Origin of the sequence: Streptomyces sp. NPDC091682 (assembly GCF_044756625.1) — a bacterium.
Classification (GTDB): domain Bacteria; phylum Actinomycetota; class Actinomycetes; order Streptomycetales; family Streptomycetaceae; genus Streptomyces.
This window is the reverse complement of the sequence record NZ_JBIVTH010000004.1, coordinates 235,957-254,355: the sequence shown is the minus strand read 5'-3', so window position 1 is coordinate 254,355 and position 18,399 is coordinate 235,957. Positions and strand designations below refer to the sequence as shown.

Here is an 18,399-nt window from a genome sequence, read left to right as displayed (position 1 = left end):
CCCATGGCCTACGCAGACGGCATCGAGAATTTCGTGAAGACGGTCGACGGCGCCCTGCCGCCGGACTTCTACACCTACCCCGTCGAACGACAGCGCGCCCTGTACGACGGGCTGACCGAGGTCCTCCCGATCCCCGTGCCCGAGGGCGTCAGCCACCGGGACGCGAGCGTCACCCACGGCGGGCGGACCGCCCGCATCCGCATCTACCAGCCGGCCCGGCGCACGGGCGACGCCGTGCTGTTCTACATACGCGGCGGCGGCTTCGTCATCGGCTCCCTCCACAGCCACCACAGCCTGGTCGCCGAACTCGCGCACCGCACCGGCCTGGTGGCGATTGCCCTCGACTTCGGCATGGCCCCGGAGAACCCGCACCCCGGCCCGCTGGAGGACTGTTACGCCGGACTGTGCGGCACCCTGGCCGACCTGCCCGCCCTCGGGCTCGACGGCATCGACCCCGAGGGCGCGGTGCTCTGCGGCGAGAGCTCCGGAGCCAACATGGCCGTCGTCCTCTCGATGATCGCCCGCGACCGGGGCGGCCCCCGGCTGCGCGGCCAGGCGGTGATCAGCCCGGTGCTCGACTTCACCCGGTGGCGGCACGGCGGCGAGGACGCGCCCCTGCTCTCCGGCGGGGAGATGGAGTTCTACACCGCCTGCTACTGCCCGGAGCCCGGGCAGGCGGAACTCCCGTACGTCTCGCCGCTGCTCACCGGCACCTTCCACGACCTGCCGCCGGCCTACGTCGTGGGCTGCGAAATGGACTCGCTGCGCGTGGACGCCGAGAAGTACACCACCCGGCTGCAACAGAACGGCACACCGGTGACGTACGTGATGGAGGAGGGGATGGTGCACGCCCCGGTGCGCGCCCGCCGGATCAGTGCGCCGGCCGGGGAGTTCTTCGCCCGCTACTGCGACGCCGTAGCCGCCCTGGCGGCCGGAGAGGCGGCCGGCCGTGACGAGCGCTGAGCGGACCCCGGACGCACCGCAGGGCCCCTGCGTGATCGTCGACCCGTACTCCTCGGGGGCGCTGTTCGCACAGACGCTCGCCGACCACGGCGTCCCGGTGGTGGCGGTGGTCACCGGCCCCCGGCCGCCGGAGGCCTACGCCTCCTCCTACCAGCCGCAGGACTTCCCCGAGATCATCGTCTACGAGGGCGACCTGGAGGCCGTCGCGCAGCGGCTGCGGGCGCTGGACCCGCGCTGTGTCGTGGCGGGCTGCGAGTCCGGGGTGGAACTGGCCGAACGGCTCGCACCGCTCGTGACGCCCGAGCGGTGCAACGTACCCGAACTCGCCGATGCCCGCAGGGACAAGAGCGCCATGGCGGCCGCCGCCCTGGCGGCGGGCCTGCCGGTCATCCCGCAGATCTGCACCGCCGACGCCGACGAGGTGGCGGCCTGGCTGGAGCGCGAGGGCCTGGCCGGGGCGGACCTGGTCGTCAAACCGCCCAAGAGCGCCAGCACGGACGGCGTGATCAAGCTGACCGGCGGAGAGGACTGGCGGAGCGTGTTCGCGCGCCAGCTCGGCCGGGTCAACCAGTTCGGCGAGGTCGACGACCGGCTCCTGGTCCAGAAGTTCGTCACCGGCACCGAATACGTGATCGACACCTTCAGCCACGACGGCAAGCACGCCGTGGTCGACGTGTGCGCCTACCGCAAGGTCGACAACGGTCCGCACATGGCCGTCTACGACACCATGCGCTGGCTCCCCCCGGACGATCCGGCCCTGCCCGGCCTCACGGAGTACGTCTTCGGCGTCCTGGACGCGGTGGGTCTGCGCTTCGGCTCGGCCCATGTCGAAGTGATGGGCACCGCGGAGGGACCGCTGCTCATCGAGCTCGGTGCCCGGCCGCACGGCGGCGGCCAGCCGCGGTTCAACCGCAACGCCACCGGCGACAGCCAGATCGACCGGACCGTGCGCTGGCTGACCGGGGGCGAACTCCCGCAGGGCTACGAGCTGCTCGTCCACCAGATGTGCGTCTTCCACATCGCGCCCCGCTCCGGAACCGTCCGCGGCACGGCCGCCCTCGACGTCGTCCGCGACCTGCCCAGCCACCACTTCTCGATCCAGAACCTGGCCGACGGCGATCACGTCCCCGCCACCCGGGACCTGGTCGACAGCCTCAACTTCGGATTCGTGATCCTCGCCCACCCCGACGCCGAGCAGATCCAGCGGGACTACGAGGCCGTCCGGGCCGCGGAGCGCCTGCTTTCCATCGAGGAGCAGCGATCAACACCGCCGCCTTCCTGATCAGTTCCCTGGTGGTGATCATGACGCCCGGGCCCGATCTCGTCATGATCACCAACCTGGTGCTGAACGGCTCCCTGCGGGTGGCCACCGCCGCCGCGCTCGGCATGATCACCGCGGGGGCCGTCCAGGCCGGGCTCGGCGCGGCCGGGCTGGCCGCGCTCCTCGCGGCGAGCCCGGGGCTCTTCGCCGCCTTCCGCTGGGCCGGCGCGGTCGTACTGCTCGGCTGGGCCGTGCTCGCCCTGCGGCGGGCCACCGGCCGAGCCGGCACCGGCGCCCCGGCGCCGCCGCCGAAGGCCACGGTCGCGGTCCCCGCGCACGCGACGGGTCAACCGCCCGCCGGCCCCCCTGTACCCGGAAGGGCAGCCGGCAACGCCGGCCCCTCGGTGCGCCAGGCCTTCGGGCAGGGCCTGCTGTGCACCGGGTCCAATCCCAAGGTGGGCATCTTCCTGATGGCCTTCCTGCCCCAGTTCGTGCCCGCGGGCACCGCCCCCGAGATCGGCGTCCCGCTGCTGGCCGCCTGCTACCTGGCCCTGGGGCTGCTCTGGCTCCTCATCTGGATGAGGCTGGTCCACCGGCTCGCCCCGCACCTGCGGTCCCCGCGGGTGCTACGGATCACCGACGGCCTCACCGCCGTCGTGTTCGGGCTCTTCGCCGTCCGGCTGGCACTCGGCGGGTGACCCGGCCGCCCGCCCGTGCCCCGCTGCGGTCACACCGACCGCAGCGGGCACTGCGCGTCCTCCCGCAGCGCCAGTCCGCGCGCGTAGCGCAGCAACGGAGCGGGGAGGGAGAACCGGTGGGGCGCGCACTCCCGGAGCAGGCTCACGCCGACGAGCCGGCGCAGTGCGCGCGTCGCCTCCAGCGTGGTCGTGCCCGCCAGGTCCGCCATGGCGTAGCTGCTGACGAGCCGTCCCTCGGTCCGCGCGAACAGCCGGAACCACCGGCGCAGGGGCTCCGGCAGGGCCGCGTAGGAGAGTTCGAACGCCGCGTTGACCGCGGTGAACAGGTCGTCCGTCTCGACCGGCAGCTCCCGGAACGCCCCGGCCTCCTGCAACTCCACGCAGAGCTGGGCGACCCCGACCCGGGGATGCTCCTCCAGACGGGCCGCGAGCAGCCGGATCGCCAGTGGCAGACCTCCGCACCGCCGGTTCAGCGCCCGCGCGGCCAGCGGTTCGGCGTCCACCCGCCCGCTGCGCAGCAGCCGGGACAGCAGGGTGAGCGCCTCGTCCTCGCCGAGCACGTCGAGGTCGAGCCGCAGCACACCGTCCCGGGCCACCAGTCCCGGCAGGGTGTCGCGGCTGGTGACGAGGACCGCACAGCCGGCCGCGCCCGGAACGAGCGGCCGGATCTGGCTCTCCTCGCGGGCGTTGTCCAACACGATCAGCATCCGCCGGTCCGACAGCAGGGTGCGGTACAGGTTCGCGGCTTCGTCGAGGGACCGGGGGAGCTCCGCGTCGGGGACGCCCAGGGCGCGCAGGAACGAGGCGAGGGCCTCCTGCGGGTGCAGCGCCCGCCGGTCGGCGTACCCGTGCAGGTCCACGTACAGCTGCCCGTCGGGAAAGCGTTCGCGCACCCGGTGCGCCCAGCGCACGGCCAGTGCCGTCTTGCCCACCCCGGGAAAACCCGTGACCAGCACGGCCGGAACCTGCCCGACCCGCTCGCCGGTGGGCAGGAGCAGCCGGTCCAGCCGTTTCAACTCGGCGGCGCGGCCGACGAAGCCCGTGCTCGCCGCCGGCGTCTGCGACGGCCGGGGCCTCGGCGGGGGCCCGACCGGCCGGGCCGGGGGCGCGGCCGGCACGTCGAACGCGGCCCACGCGGCCGCCGGTCCCGTCCGCGGCCACGGCAGCTGCTGGTGCAGGATCCGCAGGTGAGCGCGGCGCAGTTCGTCACCCGGCTGGACGCCGAGCTCCCGGTCGAGCCCGCGGGCCACCTCGGAGTAGGTCTTCAAGGCCTCCCGCTGCTCCCCGCAGCTGGCCAGCACCAGCATCAGCCGGGCCTGGAGTCCTTCGTGCAGCGGTTCCTCCTCCGTGGCACCGCGCAGGGCCCCCAGCACCCGCTCGGGCCGCCGCACCTGCAGGGAGAGGTCCGTGTAGAGCAGCAGGCTCTCGACCCGCTGCCGGGCGGCCGCCATGGCGGCGGGATGGTGCGGCAGCAGCGGCTCGCCGGCCAGCAGCGGGCCGCGCCAGCAGCCGTAGGCGCGTTCGGCCAGCTCGTGGGCGGCTTCCGCGTCCCCGGCCCCGTGCGCCTGCCGCGCCCGTGCCCACAGGTCCTGAAACTGGGTCAGGTCGACCTGGTCGCGCTCCAGTTCCAGCACGTAGCCCGTGTGCGTGCGCGCCAGGAACGAGGGGGCCGGTGTCCCCGCCTGGGCACCGGGGAGCAACAGCACCCGGCGTGCCTGGCTGACGTAGGTGTGCACGAGGTTCTGGTACGAACGCGGCGGGTCCTTCGGCCACAGCGCGTGCGTGATCTCCCCCAGTCCGGCCGCCTCGGGGTACCGCAGGGCGAGCAGGGCCAGCAGGCGCCGCACCTTGGCCGCGTGGATGTGGGCCTCGACACCGCGGTAGCGGACGGACAGCGGGCCGAGGATGCCGATGTGGAGCCGCTGGCTCCCCGGGCGTACGACCTCACGCGCGGGCGGCGCCAACTGCCGTGCGGTGTCCGCGTCGAGACCCAGCACGCGGGCCAGCAGCCGCACGGTCCGCGTCTGGGGCCGGTGCACCCGGCCGTGCTCGATGTCCCGCAGGACCCGCACGCTCACCCCGGCGCGTTCCGCCAGCTCGCGCTGTGTCAGTCCCTCCCGTCCCCGGAACGAGAGCAGTCGTTCGCCGAACGACCAGCTGCCGCCGCCTAAGTCTTCGTCCGCGGTCGGGGTGCCGCGGACGGGGTTCCCCATCATGTCCGGAATGCGGGTACGGCCGAAAGGAATACAGGAAGTAAACGTCTTGTGAATCGTTTTTCCATTGCCGTGGGCAGAACGGTCGCCACCACGCCTCCCCCGAGACCTCGCCGGATCTTGAGCTAAGAACCGTGAGCGACCCAGCCGAGCGCCACAGCTCGTCCGCAACTCTAGCTTCGCGGTGCGACCACTGGTCAAGGGGCTCAGCCCCCTTTGTTCCGCAGCGACCGCATCGCACCCCTTGTTACCTCCGGCTTTCGCAACCCCGCGAATATCGGCCAGCTGGCGGGAAATAGCCGATCCCCTCATGGTCCACGGGAGTGTGATCTCCGACGGACCCGGGAAGATCAATCCGGAGCGTCCGATATGCGGATGACATAAAGGGAACTGGATATCACGCCGAATACGAATGGCGGGCAAAGCAAAAGGATTCTCGCGTGAGGTGCAACGTTCTCAAGCGGGCCGGTGTTCACAAGGGGGATGGACGAGACGACTCTGCCACTGACGGAACTGCTCGCGACCGACCTGGACGACGGGTTCACCGAACTCGTACGCACCCAGGCCAGTACCGTGCGCGCCGTCCTGCTGCGTCTGTCCGGCTCCGCGCGGGACGCCGACGACCTGGGCCAGGAAACGTTCCTGCGCGCCTACTCCGCCCTGCGCGACTACCCGCCCGAGCGCCGCGGGCAGCTCCAGCCGCGCGCCTGGCTGTTGACCATCGCCGCGAACGTGTGGCGCAACCACGTCCGCACCCTGAGCCGGCGGCCCGGCGTCGCCGACGGCATCGAAGTCACGGCCGTCGAACTCCCGGACGGCTCCCCCGGGCCGGAACAGCTCGCGCTCGACGGGGCCCGCCGGGCCCGGCTGGTGGCCGCTCTGTCCGGCCTCCCGGACCACCACCGACTGCCCGTGGTCCTGCGGCACATCGGCGAGCTGAGCTACCAGGAGGTGGCCGGGATCCTGGACTGCCCGGTCGGCACGGTGAAGGCCCAGGTGTCGCGGGGCCTGGCCGCCCTGCGCGCGGAGCCCGGCCTGGCCGCCGACCTCGCGACGTACGAAGCGGCCGGGGCGCCGGCCGGGGGAACGACGGCGAAGACGGCACACGAACCGGCCCGGAAGGAAAGGAAGGAGGCGACGGAATGAGACTGCCGGACGAGTTGGACACGTTGCGCGAGGCGGCACCCGCGGGGTTCGCGGCGCGCGTGCTGGACCGCGTGGGCGTTCCGGCACATCGCTACGACTGCTACGTGCGGGCCGACTCCCCGGTCGGCCCCCTCTACGTCGCCCACGGGCGGGGCGCGGTGACCGGCGCCGCCGCCACCGACTGGTACGACGACGACCGGGCGTTCGAGGACTCCTACCGGGCCCGGACCGGGCGGTCGGTGCTCTCCGGGATCAAGCCCCCGCCGGGTCTGGCACGGGCCCTGCGCGGCCGGGACCGGACCCTGCGCTACGCGTTCGGGCCGCTCGCCGACGAACAGCGCGCCGTCCTGCAAGCCACCCGGGCCATCCCGTTCGGGCAGCTCCGTCCGGCGGCCTGGCTGGCCCGCGAAGCCGGAATGCCGGGTCTCGCACCCGAGACGGTCGTGGCGGCCGTCCGGGCCAATCCCGTCCCCGTGCTCGTGCCCGCGCACCGGCTGTGCACGGACGACGGGCTCCCGGCGGACTGCGGGCTGCCGGCCGGGTTCGAACGGCGGCTGCGCGAGTGGGAGGGGGTGGACGCCGAGCGGGTGGAACGGTTCGTGCGGGCCGGCGCCCGGTTCCTGGGCAGCGGCACCACACGGATCTTCTGCTACCCGACGTGCGCGCACGCGCGCCGCATCACCACCCGCCACGAGGTGCCCTTCACCTCGGCCGACGAGGCGTCCGCCGCCGGGTTCCGGGGCTGCCTCAGCTGCCGGCCGGCCGTCGTCTGACCCCCATCGACGGGCATGAAAAATGCCCTCCGAGGCCGCGTTTCCGCAGGTCGGAGGGCATTTACGAGGTGGAGCCTAGGAGATTCGAACTCCTGACATCTGCCTTGCAAAGGCAGCGCTCTACCAACTGAGCTAAGGCCCCATGGAAGTGGACGCACCCGTCCCGTCCGGGAGGTGTGGTCGTTCCGCAGAACAGAGTACCGGGTGTACCCCCTCATCTCGCAAAATGATAGGGACTCCCGCCGTGCGACCACTCTCCGTAAGATGCTGGCGAGGTTCGCACCAGCGAAGGGGAGAGGTAAGAGTGGACGCAGTACAACAAGAGGCCACGGCCAGAGCCAGAGAGCTTCAGCGCAGTTGGTACGGGGAGCCGCTGGGAGCGCTCTTCCGCCGGCTCATAGATGACCTCGGCTTGAACCAGGCCCGCCTCGCTGCCGTCCTCGGACTGTCGGCGCCCATGCTGTCCCAGCTGATGAGCGGCCAGCGCGCCAAGATCGGGAACCCGGCCGTGGTCCAGCGCGTCCAGGCCCTCCAGGATCTCGCCGGCCAGGTGGCCGACGGAAGCGTCAGCGCGGGGGAGGCCACCGACCGGATGGACGAGATCAAGAGGACCCAGGGGGGCTCCGTCCTCAGCAACAGCGGTCAGACCACCACCAGTTCCGGCGCGCCCACGGTCAAGCGGGTCGTCCGCGAGATCCAGTCGCTGCTGCGCTCGGTCTCCGCGGCCGGCGACATCATCGACGCGGCGAACACCCTCGCCCCCAGCCACCCGGAACTGGCAGAGTTCCTCCGGGTGTACGGCGCGGGCCGCACCGCCGACGCGGTCGCCCACTACGAGGCCCACCAGAACTGACACGCACGGGGCGTACGACGAACGACGGGTGACGGGGGACGGGCGCAGCGATGGGTGAGGTCTTCGCCGGTCGGTACGAGCTGATCGATCCGATCGGACGCGGTGGCGCGGGTGCCGTGTGGCGGGCCTGGGACCACCGCCGCCGACGCTACGTGGCCGCGAAGGTCCTCCTGCAGAGCGACGCCCACACGCTCCTGCGGTTCGTACGGGAGCAGGCGCTGCGGATCGACCATCCGCACGTACTGGCTCCGGCCAGCTGGGCGGCCGACGACGACAAGGTCCTGTTCACCATGGACCTGGTCGGCGGCGGCTCGCTCGGCCATGTGATCGGGGACTACGGGCCCCTGCCGCCCCGGTTCGTGTGCGCCCTGCTCGACCAACTGCTGTCGGGGCTCGCGGCGGTGCACGCCGAAGGCGTGGTGCACCGCGACATCAAACCGGCCAACATCTTGATGGAGGCCACCGGAACCGGGCGGCCGCACCTGCGGCTGTCCGACTTCGGCATCTCCATGCGCAAGGGCGAGCCCAGGCTGACCGAGACCGACCTCGTGGTCGGCACGCCGGGCTATTTCGCCCCCGAACAACTCCTGGGCGCCGAGCCCGACTTCCCCGCCGACCTCTTCGCCGTGGGGCTGGTCGCCCTGTACCTCCTCCAGGGCCGCAAGCCCGACTCCCGGGCACTGGTGGAGCACTTCTTCGCGCAGGGCACCCCGGGCGCCCCCGAAGGCGTTCCCGCACCGCTCTGGGACGTCATCGCCGGTCTCCTGCAGCCGGACCCCCAGAGCCGGTTCCGGACGGCCACAGGGGCGCGCAAGGCCCTTGCCGAGGCCGTGGAGCTGATGCCCCCGCCCGCCCCGGACGAGGAACCGGTGGAGGTGTTCGACCAACTGGGCCCGCTGCCGCCCGGATTCGGCCCGCAGGGGCCGCCGGACACGGCACCCGGGACCCCGCAGGCCCCCGCCGCCGAGGCCCCGGCACCTGCGGCTGCCGCCTCCGTGACCGTGCCCGCGGAGCCGGTCCGGACCGACCCGCGCACCACGGCGCGGACCGCTCCGGCGGCCCGGCCCGCGCCGCCGGCCCCGTATCCGGCCGCTGCCGCCGTCCCGGCCTCCCCCGCCGTCCCGTCCCAGGTGCCCTCGTACGGCCCCTCGGAGACGGGCAGCTTCCACCTGCCGCCGCCGGCTGCGCCGGCCCCCTCGGCCCCCGCCGGGGCGCCGGTCCGGGCGGGCGGCGGGATCGCCCCGCCCCCGGCGAAAGCGGTGGCCTCCCTGCTCGCCGCGGCGCTGCTCTGCTTCGCCGTGGGCGTCTGGGCCCTCACGCAGCTGTAGCACCGCGCCGCCGCCCGAGCAGCGTCCAACCGCCCAGCACCAGCAGCAGGACCGTCCCGGTGCCGAATCCGGCCCCCGCCACGATCCGCATCGCGGAGTGCCGCTCGGCGGCCTCGGCGGCTTCCGGTGCGGTGAGTCCCTCCTTGGCCGCGGCCCGGTCCTCGTCGCCCACCCCGAAGCCTTCCGCGGCCGGACCCTCCGTGTACGCGGGTGCCTTGGCCGGCGTACCGGTGACGTCCAGCCGCAGGGTCAGCGGCACGGGCGCCGCGTCCTCGGTGAAGTCGGCGACCTTCGCGCCCATGGTCACCGCCACGTAGTACCAGCCCGCGACGGAGACGGGCTGCACGCTCGATGCGCCCGCGAAACGGTTCTCGTACGTGACGGGCGGGGTCTTCTCCAGGGTGATCCCGGCCTGCTTGCCGTCGTACGAGGTGTCCTTGTCGGAGATCAGGCCCCGGTAGGGGCTGTAGAGGGCGACGGTGAGTCCGCCCGACGCCGATCCGTAGTTCTTCGTCATCTTGGCGGCAGCCAGCTCGGCGCCGAGGCCGAGCTGCTGCCCCCAGTCCAGGGGGACCCGGTAGAAGCGGGTCTGCCCGGGCCGCATCTCGTCGCGCCACACGCCGGCGCCGAGGGCGCGGGCGTCGTTGAAGCCGGTGCCGCCACTGCGGGGCACCGCCTCGGTACCGGGCAGCACGGGGGCGCCCGAGGGCCAGCCGCTGGGCGCGGCCGTGGGGGCGCCCGGGCCACGGCCGGGCTCCCGCTGGACCTTGATCTCCAGCGGCCAGGGGCTCTGGTCGTAGCCCTTGGCCGAGGTCCGCGTGACCTTGGCGTAGTACACGCCCGCGGGCGCGCAGTCCTCGTCCTCGGCGCCCCGGCGGACACCGGCGGCGCCGATCGGGTAGGGGTCGTAGCCGAAGTTCGCCCGGCCGCCGCTCCGGGGGCAGGAACGCCCGGCGGTGGTCATGATCTCCACGTCGATGCCGTCGCCGCCGGAGACCTTCGCGCCCGCCGCGGGACGGACCACGGCGGAGACGTAGACGTCGGACCCGTCCTGGTCGAGGACGAGCCGGTACACGCGTTCCCCCGGCCCGAGCGTGTCCCGGTAGACGTTCCCGGCCTCGATCTTCGGGGCGTCGGCCGTGGAGGGCTTGCCCTCGATCGACTTGGCACCGTCCGCGGCCCGGTAGGTCGGCAGCGGTCCCGGCGCGGCCCCGTCGGCGTACGCGACCCCCGGCGCTCCCGCGACCATGCTCAGGGCCGCCGCCCACGCCGTCGTCCGTCCCCGAACCATCACGCCCACCCCGAGTTTGCTTGCGCAAGTCAAATCTTTACATAACGGAAGTTTTCGTCACAGAGCAGCACAAAGCCCCGGCAGCAGCGGCAGCCGGGGCTTCATGGGATCAGCCTTGGGTCTCACACACCGGAACCAGAGGGCACGGAGTCAGTTGCCTCCGTCCACAGGTCCTGCTCGGCGCGGTCCGCCTGGATCTGGCGGTACACGAGGAGCCCGCCGATGGCGGCCAGTGCGACCAGGAGCAGCTTCTTCACCGCGCGACCTCGTCTTTCGTTGACGTAGGGGACTTCTGGCGCCCAACAATACACACCGACCGATACCGATCGGTGACCTGGCGGTCCACCAACTGGCCCAACGACGAAGACCCCCAGGCCTTGGCCTGGGGGTCTTCGACACTGTGGGGCTAACAGGATTTGAACCTGTGGCCTCATCCTTATCAGGGATGCGCTCTAACCAACTGAGCTATAGCCCCATCCGCGCTGCGCGCTGACTCCTGAAGGTTAGCGCACAGACCCGGTCAGGCCAAAATCCGTTGTGCGGGGGCGTCTGCGCAGGTCATCCGACCCGTCACGGGCGCCCGGCACAGGGCCTACTCGTCCTCGGCGAGGGTGAGCTCCACACCGCCGACGAAGCCCGCCGACAGGTTGTAGATGAACGCGCCCAGCGTCGCCAGTGCCGTCGCCAGCACCACGTCGATCACCGCGATGACCGACGTGAAGATCAGAACGCGCGGCAGCGACAGGAACGACTGGAGGTCGAAGCCGTTGCCCTCGTTCGAACCGGTCGCCTCGCTGATCGTGCCGCCGACGGTCGAGAAGACGCCCATCGCGTCCATGACCATCCACAGCACGGCCGCCGCCACGATCGTGCAGATGCCGAGCGCGATCGACAGCAGGAAGCTGACCTTCATGACCGACCACGGGTCGGCCTTGGCCACCCGCAGCCGCGCCTTGCGGGTGCGGGGGGCCGTACGGACCCCCGCACGCGGCTTGCGCTGCGCGCCCGCCCCCGCGCCGCCCTGCGCCGTCCCGGGGCCCGAGGGCGCCGGGTAGGCCTGCGGCGGGTGGTACGGCTGTGCGGGCTTGTCCTGGCCGGCGTCCGCGCCGACCGACGACTTCGGACCTCGAGTGTCCGTCACGGTTCCCCCCTGGGAGTCCGCGGCAGGGCCACGGGCACCGTTCGCTCCAGTCTTGGCCGGTCCGGCGCCCGTGGCTCCACTCACGACTTACTCCTCGTGCTCCCCGGCCGAGGGCTGCGTGCCCTCGGCTGCCTCGGCGACCTGTCCGTCGGCCACCTCGGTGTCGTTCTCGTCGGCCTCGACCTCGTCAGCTTCCTGACCGGCCTCGGCGTTGCGGGCGATGCCGACCACGGCATCGCGCTTGCCCAGGTTGATCAGCTGGACGCCCATGGTGTCACGGCCGGTCTCCCTGACTTCGTTGACGCGCGTGCGAATCACACCACCGCCGAGCGTGATGGCGAGAATCTCGTCGCTCTCGTCGACCACGAGCGCTCCGACGAGCGAGCCGCGGTCCTCCACGATCTTGGCGGCCTTGATGCCCAGACCGCCACGGCCCTGGACGCGGTACTCGTCGACCGGCGTCCGCTTGGCGTAGCCGCCGTCGGTCGCGGTGAAGACGAACGTACCCGGCCTCACCACGTTCATGGACAGCAGTTCGTCACCTTCACGGAAACTCATGCCCTTCACGCCCGAGGTGGCGCGGCCCATCGGGCGCAGCGCGTCGTCGGTCGCCGTGAAGCGGATCGACTGCGCCTTCTTGCTGATCAGCAGCAGGTCGTCCTCGGCGGACACCAGCTCCGCACCGATCAGCTCGTCAGCAGTGCCCTCGGCACCGTCGGCGCCGGTCTCCCGGAGGTTGATGGCGATGACGCCGCCCGAGCGGGGCGAGTCGTAGTCCTTGAGCGCCGTCTTCTTCACGAGGCCGCCCTTGGTGGCCAGGATCAGGTAGGGCGCCGCCTCGTAGTCGCGGATCGCGAGGATCTGGGCGATCTTCTCGTCCGGCTGGAAGGCCAGCAGGTTCGCGACGTGCTGCCCGCGGGCGTCACGGCCGGCGTCCGGCAGCTCGTACGCCTTGGACCGGTAGACGCGGCCCTTGTTCGTGAAGAACAGCAGCCAGTGGTGCGTGGTGGACACGAAGAAGTGGTCGACCAGGTCGTCCTGCTTCAGCTTGGTGCCGCGCACGCCCTTGCCGCCGCGCTTCTGCGAGCGGTAGTCCTCGGTCTTGGTGCGCTTGACGTAGCCGCCGTGCGTGATCGTGACGACGATGTCCTCTTCGGCGATCAGGTCCTCGATGGACATGTCACCGTCGAAGGGCACCAGCTTGGAACGCCGGTCGTCGCCGAACTTCTCGACGATCGCCGCCAGTTCCTCGCTGACGATGGAGCGCTGGCGCTCCTCCGAGGCCAGGATGGCGTTGTACTCGTTGATCTTGGCCTGGAGCTCGTCGTGCTCGGCGACGATCTTCTGCCGCTCCAGGGCCGCCAGGCGGCGGAGCTGCATCTCCAGGATCGCGTTCGCCTGGATCTCGTCGATCTCCAGGAGGCCCATCAGGCCCTCGCGCGCGATCTCGACCGTGTTGCTGCGCCGGATGAGGGCGATGACCTCGTCGATCGCGTCCAGCGCCTTGAGCAGACCGCGCAGGATGTGGGCGCGCTCCTCCGCCTTGCGCAGGCGGAACTTCGTGCGCCGGACGATGACCTCGATCTGGTGCGTCACCCAGTGACGGATGAACGCGTCGATCGACAGCGTGCGCGGCACGCCGTCCACCAGCGCCAGCATGTTCGCGCCGAAGTTCGTCTGCAGCTCGGTGTGCTTGTAGAGGTTGTTCAGCACGACCTTGGCGACGGCGTCGCGCTTGAGCACGATCACCAGGCGCTGGCCGGTCCGCGACGAGGTCTCGTCACGGACGTCGGCGATGCCGCCGACCTTGCCGTCCTTCACCAGGTCCGCGATCTTCTGCGCGAGGTTGTCGGGGTTGGTCTGGTACGGGAGCTCCGTGACCACCAGGCACTGGCGGTTCTGGATCTCCTCGACCTCCACCACCGCGCGCATCGTGATGGAGCCGCGACCGGTCCGGTACGCCTCCTCGATGCCCTTGCGGCCCACGACCAGGGCGCCCGACGGGAAGTCCGGGCCCTTGATCCGCTCGATCAGCGCGTCCTGGAGCTCCTCGTGCGTGGCCTCCGGGTGCTCCAGCGCCCACTGGGCACCGGCCGCGACCTCGCGGAGGTTGTGCGGCGGAATGTTGGTGGCCATGCCGACCGCGATGCCGGCGCTGCCGTTGACCAGCAGGTTCGGGAAGCGCGCCGGCAGGACGGTGGGCTCCTGGTTGCGGCCGTCGTAGTTGTCCTGGAAGTCGACGGTCTCCTCGTCGATGTCCCGGAGCATCTCCATGGCCAGCGGCATGAGCTTGCACTCGGTGTAGCGCATCGCGGCCGCCGGGTCGTTGCCCGGGGAGCCGAAGTTGCCGTTGGAGTCCACGAGCGGCATGCGCATCGACCACGGCTGGGCCAGGCGGACCAGGGCGTCGTAGATCGAGCTGTCACCGTGCGGGTGGTAGGTGCCCATGACGTCGCCGACGACGCGGGCGCACTTGTAGAAGCCCTTCTCGGGCCGGTAGCCGCCGTCGTACATCGCGTACAGCACGCGGCGGTGCACCGGCTTGAGGCCGTCGCGCACGTCCGGCAGGGCGCGCGAGACGATGACGGACATCGCGTAGTCGAGGTAGGAGCGCTGCATCTCCGTCTCGAGCCCGACGGGCTCGATGCGCAGCACGGGCTGCTCCTCCGCAGTGTTCTCGGCGTTCTCTGCGGTGGGGGTGGTTTCGTCGGCCATTGCTGGTCAGAAATCCTTTCAGGCGGCGGTCAGCGGAGCCGACTCAGATGTCGAGGAAGCGGACGTCCTTGGCGTTGCGCTGGATGAAGGAGCGCCGCGCCTCGACGTCCTCACCCATCAGCACCGAGAACAGGTCGTCGGCCTGCGCCGCGTCGTCGAGGGTGACCTGGCCGAGGACGCGGTGGTCCACGTCCATGGTGGTGACCCGCAGCTCCTCGGCGTTCATCTCGCCCAGACCCTTGAAGCGCTGGATCGAGTCTTCCTTGATCCGCTTGCCGTTCTGCTTGCCGAGCTCCACCAGCGCATCGCGCTCGCGGTCCGAGTACGCGTACTCGAAGTCGTCCCGGCCCCACTTGATCTTGTAGAGGGGCGGGCGCGACAGGTACACGTGACCGGCCTCGACCAGCGGCCGCATGAAGCGGAAGAGGAAGGTCAGCAGCAGGGTGTTGATGTGCTGACCGTCGACGTCGGCGTCCGCCATCAAGATGATCTTGTGATAGCGGAGCTTCTCGATGTCGAAGTCCTCGTGCACACCGGTGCCGAAGGCGCTGATCAGCGCCTGGACCTCGGTGTTCTGCAGGATCTTGTCGATACGGGCCTTCTCGACGTTCAGGATCTTGCCGCGGATGGGCAGGATGGCCTGGTACATCGGGTTGCGGCCGGACTTCGCGGAGCCACCGGCCGAGTCGCCCTCGACGATGAAGATCTCGCACTTGGTCGGGTCGTTCGACTGGCAGTCGGACAGCTTGCCCGGCAGCGAGGCGCTCTCCAGCAGACCCTTGCGACGGGTGAGGTCACGGGCCTTGCGGGCCGCGACGCGCGCCGTGGCCGCCTGGATCGACTTGCGGATGATGTCCGCGGCCTCGACCGGGTTGCGGTCGAACCAGTCGTTGAGGTGCTCGTGGACGACCTTCTGCACGAAGGTCTTGGCCTCGGTGTTGCCCAGCTTGGTCTTCGTCTGGCCCTCGAACTGGGGCTCGCCCAGCTTGACCGAGATGATCGCCGTCAGACCCTCGCGGATGTCCTCGCCGGCGAGGTTGTCGTCCTTCTCGCGCAGCAGCTTCTTGTCGCGCGCGTAACGGTTCACCAGACCCGTCAGCGCGGCCCGGAAGCCCTCCTCGTGCGTACCGCCCTCGTGCGTGTGGATCGTGTTCGCGAAGGAGTAGACGCCCTCCGTGTACTGCGAGTTCCACTGCATCGCGATCTCGACCGAGAGCATCCGCTCCTTGTCCTCGGCCTCGACGTCGATGACGGTCGGGTGGATGAGCTCGCCCTTGCGCGAGTTGAGGTACTTCACGAAGTCGACGATGCCGCCCTCGTAGTAGTACTTCACCGTGCGCGCCTGGGGCTCGGCCGCGTCCGCGTCCGGGTCGTCGGCGCCCGCGGTGGCCTTCGCCGACTCGCGCTCATCGGTCAGCGACAGGGTCAGGCCCTTGTTGAGGAAGGCCATCTCCTGGAAGCGCCGCGACAGCGTCTCGAAGGAGTACTCGGTCGTCTCGAAGATGTCGCCGTCGGCCCAGAAGGTGACCGAGGTGCCGGTCTTCTCCGTCTCCTCGTTCTTGGCCAGCGGGGCCGTCGGCACGCCCAGCTTGTAGTCCTGCGTCCAGCGGTGGCCGTCCGTCTTGACCTCGACCGCGACCTTGGTCGACAGGGCGTTCACGACGGACACGCCGACGCCGTGCAGACCACCGGAGACGGCGTAGCCGCCGCCACCGAACTTGCCGCCCGCGTGCAGGACCGTCAGGACGACCTCGACGGCCGGCTTGCCCTCGGACGGAACGATGCCGACCGGGATGCCGCGACCGTTGTCGATCACGCGCACCCCACCGTCGGCGAGGATCGTCACGTCGATGGTGTCCGCGTGCCCGGCCAGCGCCTCGTCGACCGAGTTGTCGACGACCTCGTAGACGAGGTGGTGCAGACCACGCTCACCCGTCGAGCCGATGTACATACCCGGCCGCTTGCGGACCGCGTCCAGGCCCTCGAGGACCTGGATCGCACTGGCGTCGTAATTCTTCTCGTTGGAGTCGCCGGAATCGGCCACGAAGCGCCCTTTCTGGCACAGCACAGCCCGTATCCCGGACCAGCAAGTGCGCCAGCGGGAGCGGCCGCGTCGATCTGCGTTGTCTGCGTGATCCCGCGAACGGGCGGGATTCGCTTCAGTCTACCGGTACCACGGACATGAATGGGGGTTTGCCGGTACCTGAGTCCGCATGTGCCGCCCTGAACCTCCTCTCTCCGACTCCCCACATCCGGGGAGGGGCTCAAAGAGGCTCACACGGGCATCCAGCCCTTCGGGCTGTCAACCTCCGACTACCGTGAGGGACACCACCCGCCGGACCGGCTACTCACCCGTAGGTGTCGCCCGGTCCCTTGCTGCCCGGCGCCCGCCACGGCCCGTAGCCCTTCGGCCGTCCGCCGGGCCCCTGGACCTTGATCAGGCGTACGGTGCCCTGCCCCAGATCCGCGTTCAGCCGCGCGACCAGCTGCGGAGCCAGCAGCTTCAGCTGAGCCGCCCACGCCGAGGAATCGCACCGCACGACAAGCTCACGGTCCTCGTAGCGTTCCGGTTCACAGTGGGCCGCGATCTCCGGGCCGACGATCTCCGGCCAGCGCTCCATCACGCCCGCCACCGCCATCGGCATCTCCCAGCCGCGTTCGGTGCGCAGCCGGTCCAGCGCCGCCATGAGCGGCATCGGGTCCCGGCCGTCCGCACGGGCTCCCGAGCGCAGCCCCGGCTGCTGGCGCTTCTTCCCGCCGGCCGCGTTGCCCCGGGCCCGCGCCTGCTCGCGCGCCGCCGCGAGGGCCTGGCGCGCGAGGTCCACCCCGGAGGGCTCCGGGGTCCTGCGACCCTCCTGCGGGTCCTTGGCGTGCTCGTTCACAGCCGGGTCACCTCACCGCCGGACACCCCGAACCGCGTCCCCACCAGCACCCCCGGGACGTCGTCGTCGACCGCCGCCGTCACCAGGACCTGCTCGCCCGGGGCCACCAGCTCCGCCAGTCGCTCCCGGCGCCGCGCGTCCAGCTCGGCGAAGACGTCGTCGAGGATCAGCACCGGCTCGCTGCCCTCCGAGCGCAGCAGCTCGTAGGAGGCCAGCCGCAGCGCGAGCGCGTACGACCACGACTCCCCGTGGCTCGCGTACCCCTTCGCGGGCAGCTCCCCGAGCCGCAGCACCACGTCGTCGCGGTGCGGGCCGACCAGGGTGACGCCGCGCTCGATCTCCTGCTTGCGCACTTCGGCCAGCGCGGCCAGCAGCACCTCGTAGAGGGCCTCGCGGGTGCGCGCCGCGCCGCTGTCCACCGGCTCGCCGGCCGAGGACTTGTAGGTCAGCCCGAGCGGGCCGCCGCCGGGCGCGAGCTGCTCGTAGGCCTTGTCCGCCAGGGGCAGCAGGGTCGCGATCAGATCCAGCCGCTGCGCTAGCAGCTCCGCACCCGCGCGGGCGAGGTGCTGGTCCCACACGTCGAGGGTGGAGAGGTCCAGGGAGCGGCCGCCGTGCCGGCGGGCCATCGCCGCCGACTTCAGCAAGGTGTTGCGCTGCTTGAGCACCCGCTCGTAGTCGGAGCGGACCGCGGCCATCCGCGGCGAGCGCGCCGTGACCAGCTCGTCCAGGAACCGCCGCCGCTCGCCCGGGTCGCCCTTGACCAGGGCCAGGTCCTCCGGCGCGAACAGCACCGTTCGTATGATCCCCAGCACGTCCCGCGGCCTGACCTGCGAGGACCGGTTGATCCGGGCCCGGTTCGCCCGGCCGGGGTTGAGCTCCAGTTCCACCAGCTGCTGCCGCTCGCCCTGGGTGACGGCCGCGCGGATGATCGCCCGGTCCGCGCCCATCCGCACGAGCGGGGCGTCCGAGGAGACCCGGTGGCTGCCGAGGGTCGCGAGGTAGCCGATCGCCTCGACGAGGTTGGTCTTCCCCTGGCCGTTGGGGCCCACGAAAGCGGTGACGCCCGGGTCGAGGGGAACCTCGGCCCGGGCGTACGAGCGGAAGTCGGCCAATGAGAGATGCGAAACGTGCATAC

15 protein-coding genes and 2 tRNA genes are annotated in these 18,399 nt (G+C 71.3%); 7 read left to right on the top strand and 10 right to left on the bottom strand.

Annotated elements, in window-relative coordinates; translation table 11 throughout:
• Window positions 1–3 precede the first annotated feature (3 nt).
• From ACIQK6_RS11805 to ACIQK6_RS11795, 3 genes are read left to right on the top strand one after another with little or no spacing between them, the layout of a single operon-like run.
• The gene (locus tag ACIQK6_RS11805) at window positions 4–963 is read left to right on the top strand and encodes an alpha/beta hydrolase (RefSeq protein WP_329100181.1); all 960 of its coding nucleotides are present in this window, start codon (window positions 4–6) and stop codon (window positions 961–963) included.
• Window positions 950–2,245 carry an ATP-grasp domain-containing protein gene (locus ACIQK6_RS11800; protein WP_329100182.1) on the top strand — a complete coding sequence of 432 codons (1,296 nt, stop codon included), beginning with the start codon at window positions 950–952 and terminating at the stop codon, window positions 2,243–2,245. Before ACIQK6_RS11805 ends, ACIQK6_RS11800 begins: the two co-directional genes overlap by 14 nt.
• Window positions 2,246–2,265: 20 nt before the next feature.
• A complete protein-coding gene (locus tag ACIQK6_RS11795) occupies window positions 2,266–2,922 on the top strand; it encodes a LysE family transporter (RefSeq protein ID WP_329100183.1) in 657 nt (218 codons plus the stop codon).
• A gap of 29 nt (window positions 2,923–2,951) precedes the next feature.
• On the opposite strand, the gene ACIQK6_RS11790 is transcribed toward ACIQK6_RS11795, so the two are convergent.
• Complete coding sequence (locus ACIQK6_RS11790; protein WP_402694726.1) at window positions 2,952–5,138, bottom strand: BTAD domain-containing putative transcriptional regulator; 2,187 nt, start codon at window positions 5,136–5,138, stop codon at window positions 2,952–2,954.
• A 480-nt stretch (window positions 5,139–5,618) separates the two neighbouring features.
• Between ACIQK6_RS11790 and ACIQK6_RS11785 the strand changes: the two genes are divergently transcribed.
• Both ACIQK6_RS11785 and ACIQK6_RS11780 read left to right on the top strand, forming a co-directional pair.
• Complete coding sequence (locus ACIQK6_RS11785) at window positions 5,619–6,281, top strand: RNA polymerase sigma factor (protein ID WP_329100185.1); 663 nt, start codon at window positions 5,619–5,621, stop codon at window positions 6,279–6,281.
• A complete protein-coding gene (locus ACIQK6_RS11780) occupies window positions 6,278–7,054 on the top strand; it encodes an MGMT family protein (RefSeq protein WP_402694725.1) in 777 nt (258 codons plus the stop codon). Before ACIQK6_RS11785 ends, ACIQK6_RS11780 begins: the two co-directional genes overlap by 4 nt.
• A 69-nt stretch (window positions 7,055–7,123) precedes the next feature.
• Here ACIQK6_RS11780 and ACIQK6_RS11775 read toward each other — a convergent pair.
• Window positions 7,124–7,196 (bottom strand) — tRNA-Ala (locus ACIQK6_RS11775).
• Window positions 7,197–7,358: 162 nt separating this feature from the next.
• Here ACIQK6_RS11775 and ACIQK6_RS11770 point away from each other — a divergent pair.
• On the top strand, window positions 7,359–7,907 hold the full coding sequence (locus ACIQK6_RS11770) for a DNA-binding protein (protein ID WP_329100187.1): 549 nt from the start codon (window positions 7,359–7,361) through the stop codon (window positions 7,905–7,907).
• Between the two features lie 50 nt (window positions 7,908–7,957).
• Window positions 7,958–9,235, top strand: coding sequence for a serine/threonine-protein kinase (locus ACIQK6_RS11765; RefSeq protein WP_329100188.1), 1,278 nt, complete (start codon window positions 7,958–7,960; stop codon window positions 9,233–9,235).
• Here ACIQK6_RS11765 and ACIQK6_RS11760 read toward each other — a convergent pair.
• From ACIQK6_RS11760 to recF, 8 genes are all read right to left on the bottom strand, one after another.
• Window positions 9,222–10,526, bottom strand: coding sequence for a hypothetical protein (locus tag ACIQK6_RS11760; RefSeq protein ID WP_329100189.1), 1,305 nt, complete (start codon window positions 10,524–10,526; stop codon window positions 9,222–9,224). The genes ACIQK6_RS11765 and ACIQK6_RS11760 overlap by 14 nt on opposite strands.
• 122 nt (window positions 10,527–10,648) lie before the next feature.
• Window positions 10,649–10,783 (bottom strand): DLW-39 family protein, encoded by a 135-nt coding sequence (locus tag ACIQK6_RS11755; RefSeq protein WP_208809277.1) that lies wholly within the window; start codon window positions 10,781–10,783, stop codon window positions 10,649–10,651.
• A gap of 144 nt (window positions 10,784–10,927) precedes the next feature.
• A tRNA-Ile gene (locus ACIQK6_RS11750) sits at window positions 10,928–11,001 on the bottom strand.
• Between the two features lie 117 nt (window positions 11,002–11,118).
• Window positions 11,119–11,751, bottom strand: coding sequence for a DUF3566 domain-containing protein (locus ACIQK6_RS11745; RefSeq protein ID WP_329100190.1), 633 nt, complete (start codon window positions 11,749–11,751; stop codon window positions 11,119–11,121).
• 3 nt (window positions 11,752–11,754) lie between these two features.
• On the bottom strand, window positions 11,755–14,382 hold the full coding sequence (gene gyrA / locus ACIQK6_RS11740; RefSeq protein ID WP_402694724.1) for a DNA gyrase subunit A: 2,628 nt from the start codon (window positions 14,380–14,382) through the stop codon (window positions 11,755–11,757).
• A gap of 43 nt (window positions 14,383–14,425) precedes the next feature.
• Window positions 14,426–16,450, bottom strand: a complete 2,025-nt coding sequence (gyrB, locus tag ACIQK6_RS11735; protein WP_328789648.1) for a DNA topoisomerase (ATP-hydrolyzing) subunit B — start codon at window positions 16,448–16,450, stop codon at window positions 14,426–14,428.
• Between the two features lie 280 nt (window positions 16,451–16,730).
• Window positions 16,731–17,264: a DUF721 domain-containing protein gene (locus ACIQK6_RS11730; protein ID WP_329100192.1), complete on the bottom strand. Its 534-nt coding sequence runs from the start codon at window positions 17,262–17,264 to the stop codon at window positions 16,731–16,733.
• Complete coding sequence (recF, locus tag ACIQK6_RS11725; RefSeq protein ID WP_402694723.1) at window positions 17,261–18,397, bottom strand: DNA replication/repair protein RecF; 1,137 nt, start codon at window positions 18,395–18,397, stop codon at window positions 17,261–17,263. Before recF ends, ACIQK6_RS11730 begins: the two co-directional genes overlap by 4 nt.
• Window positions 18,398–18,399: the final 2 nt, after the last annotated feature.

What these genes read in the sequence shown, in the direction of transcription:
- ACIQK6_RS11805 (WP_329100181.1), top strand. Translation starts at nt 4, where the DNA reads ATGGCCTACGCAGACGGCATCGAGAATTTCGTGAAGACGGTCGACGGC.
- ACIQK6_RS11795 (WP_329100183.1), top strand. Translation starts at nt 2,266, where the DNA reads ATGACGCCCGGGCCCGATCTCGTCATGATCACCAACCTGGTGCTGAAC.
- ACIQK6_RS11790 (WP_402694726.1), bottom strand. Translation starts at nt 5,138, where the DNA reads ATGATGGGGAACCCCGTCCGCGGCACCCCGACCGCGGACGAAGACTTA.
- ACIQK6_RS11785 (WP_329100185.1), top strand. Translation starts at nt 5,619, where the DNA reads ATGGACGAGACGACTCTGCCACTGACGGAACTGCTCGCGACCGACCTG.
- ACIQK6_RS11780 (WP_402694725.1), top strand. Translation starts at nt 6,278, where the DNA reads ATGAGACTGCCGGACGAGTTGGACACGTTGCGCGAGGCGGCACCCGCG.
- ACIQK6_RS11765 (WP_329100188.1), top strand. Translation starts at nt 7,958, where the DNA reads ATGGGTGAGGTCTTCGCCGGTCGGTACGAGCTGATCGATCCGATCGGA.
- ACIQK6_RS11760 (WP_329100189.1), bottom strand. Translation starts at nt 10,526, where the DNA reads ATGGTTCGGGGACGGACGACGGCGTGGGCGGCGGCCCTGAGCATGGTC.
- gyrA (WP_402694724.1), bottom strand. Translation starts at nt 14,382, where the DNA reads ATGGCCGACGAAACCACCCCCACCGCAGAGAACGCCGAGAACACTGCG.
- recF (WP_402694723.1), bottom strand. Translation starts at nt 18,397, where the DNA reads ATGCACGTTTCGCATCTCTCATTGGCCGACTTCCGCTCGTACGCCCGG.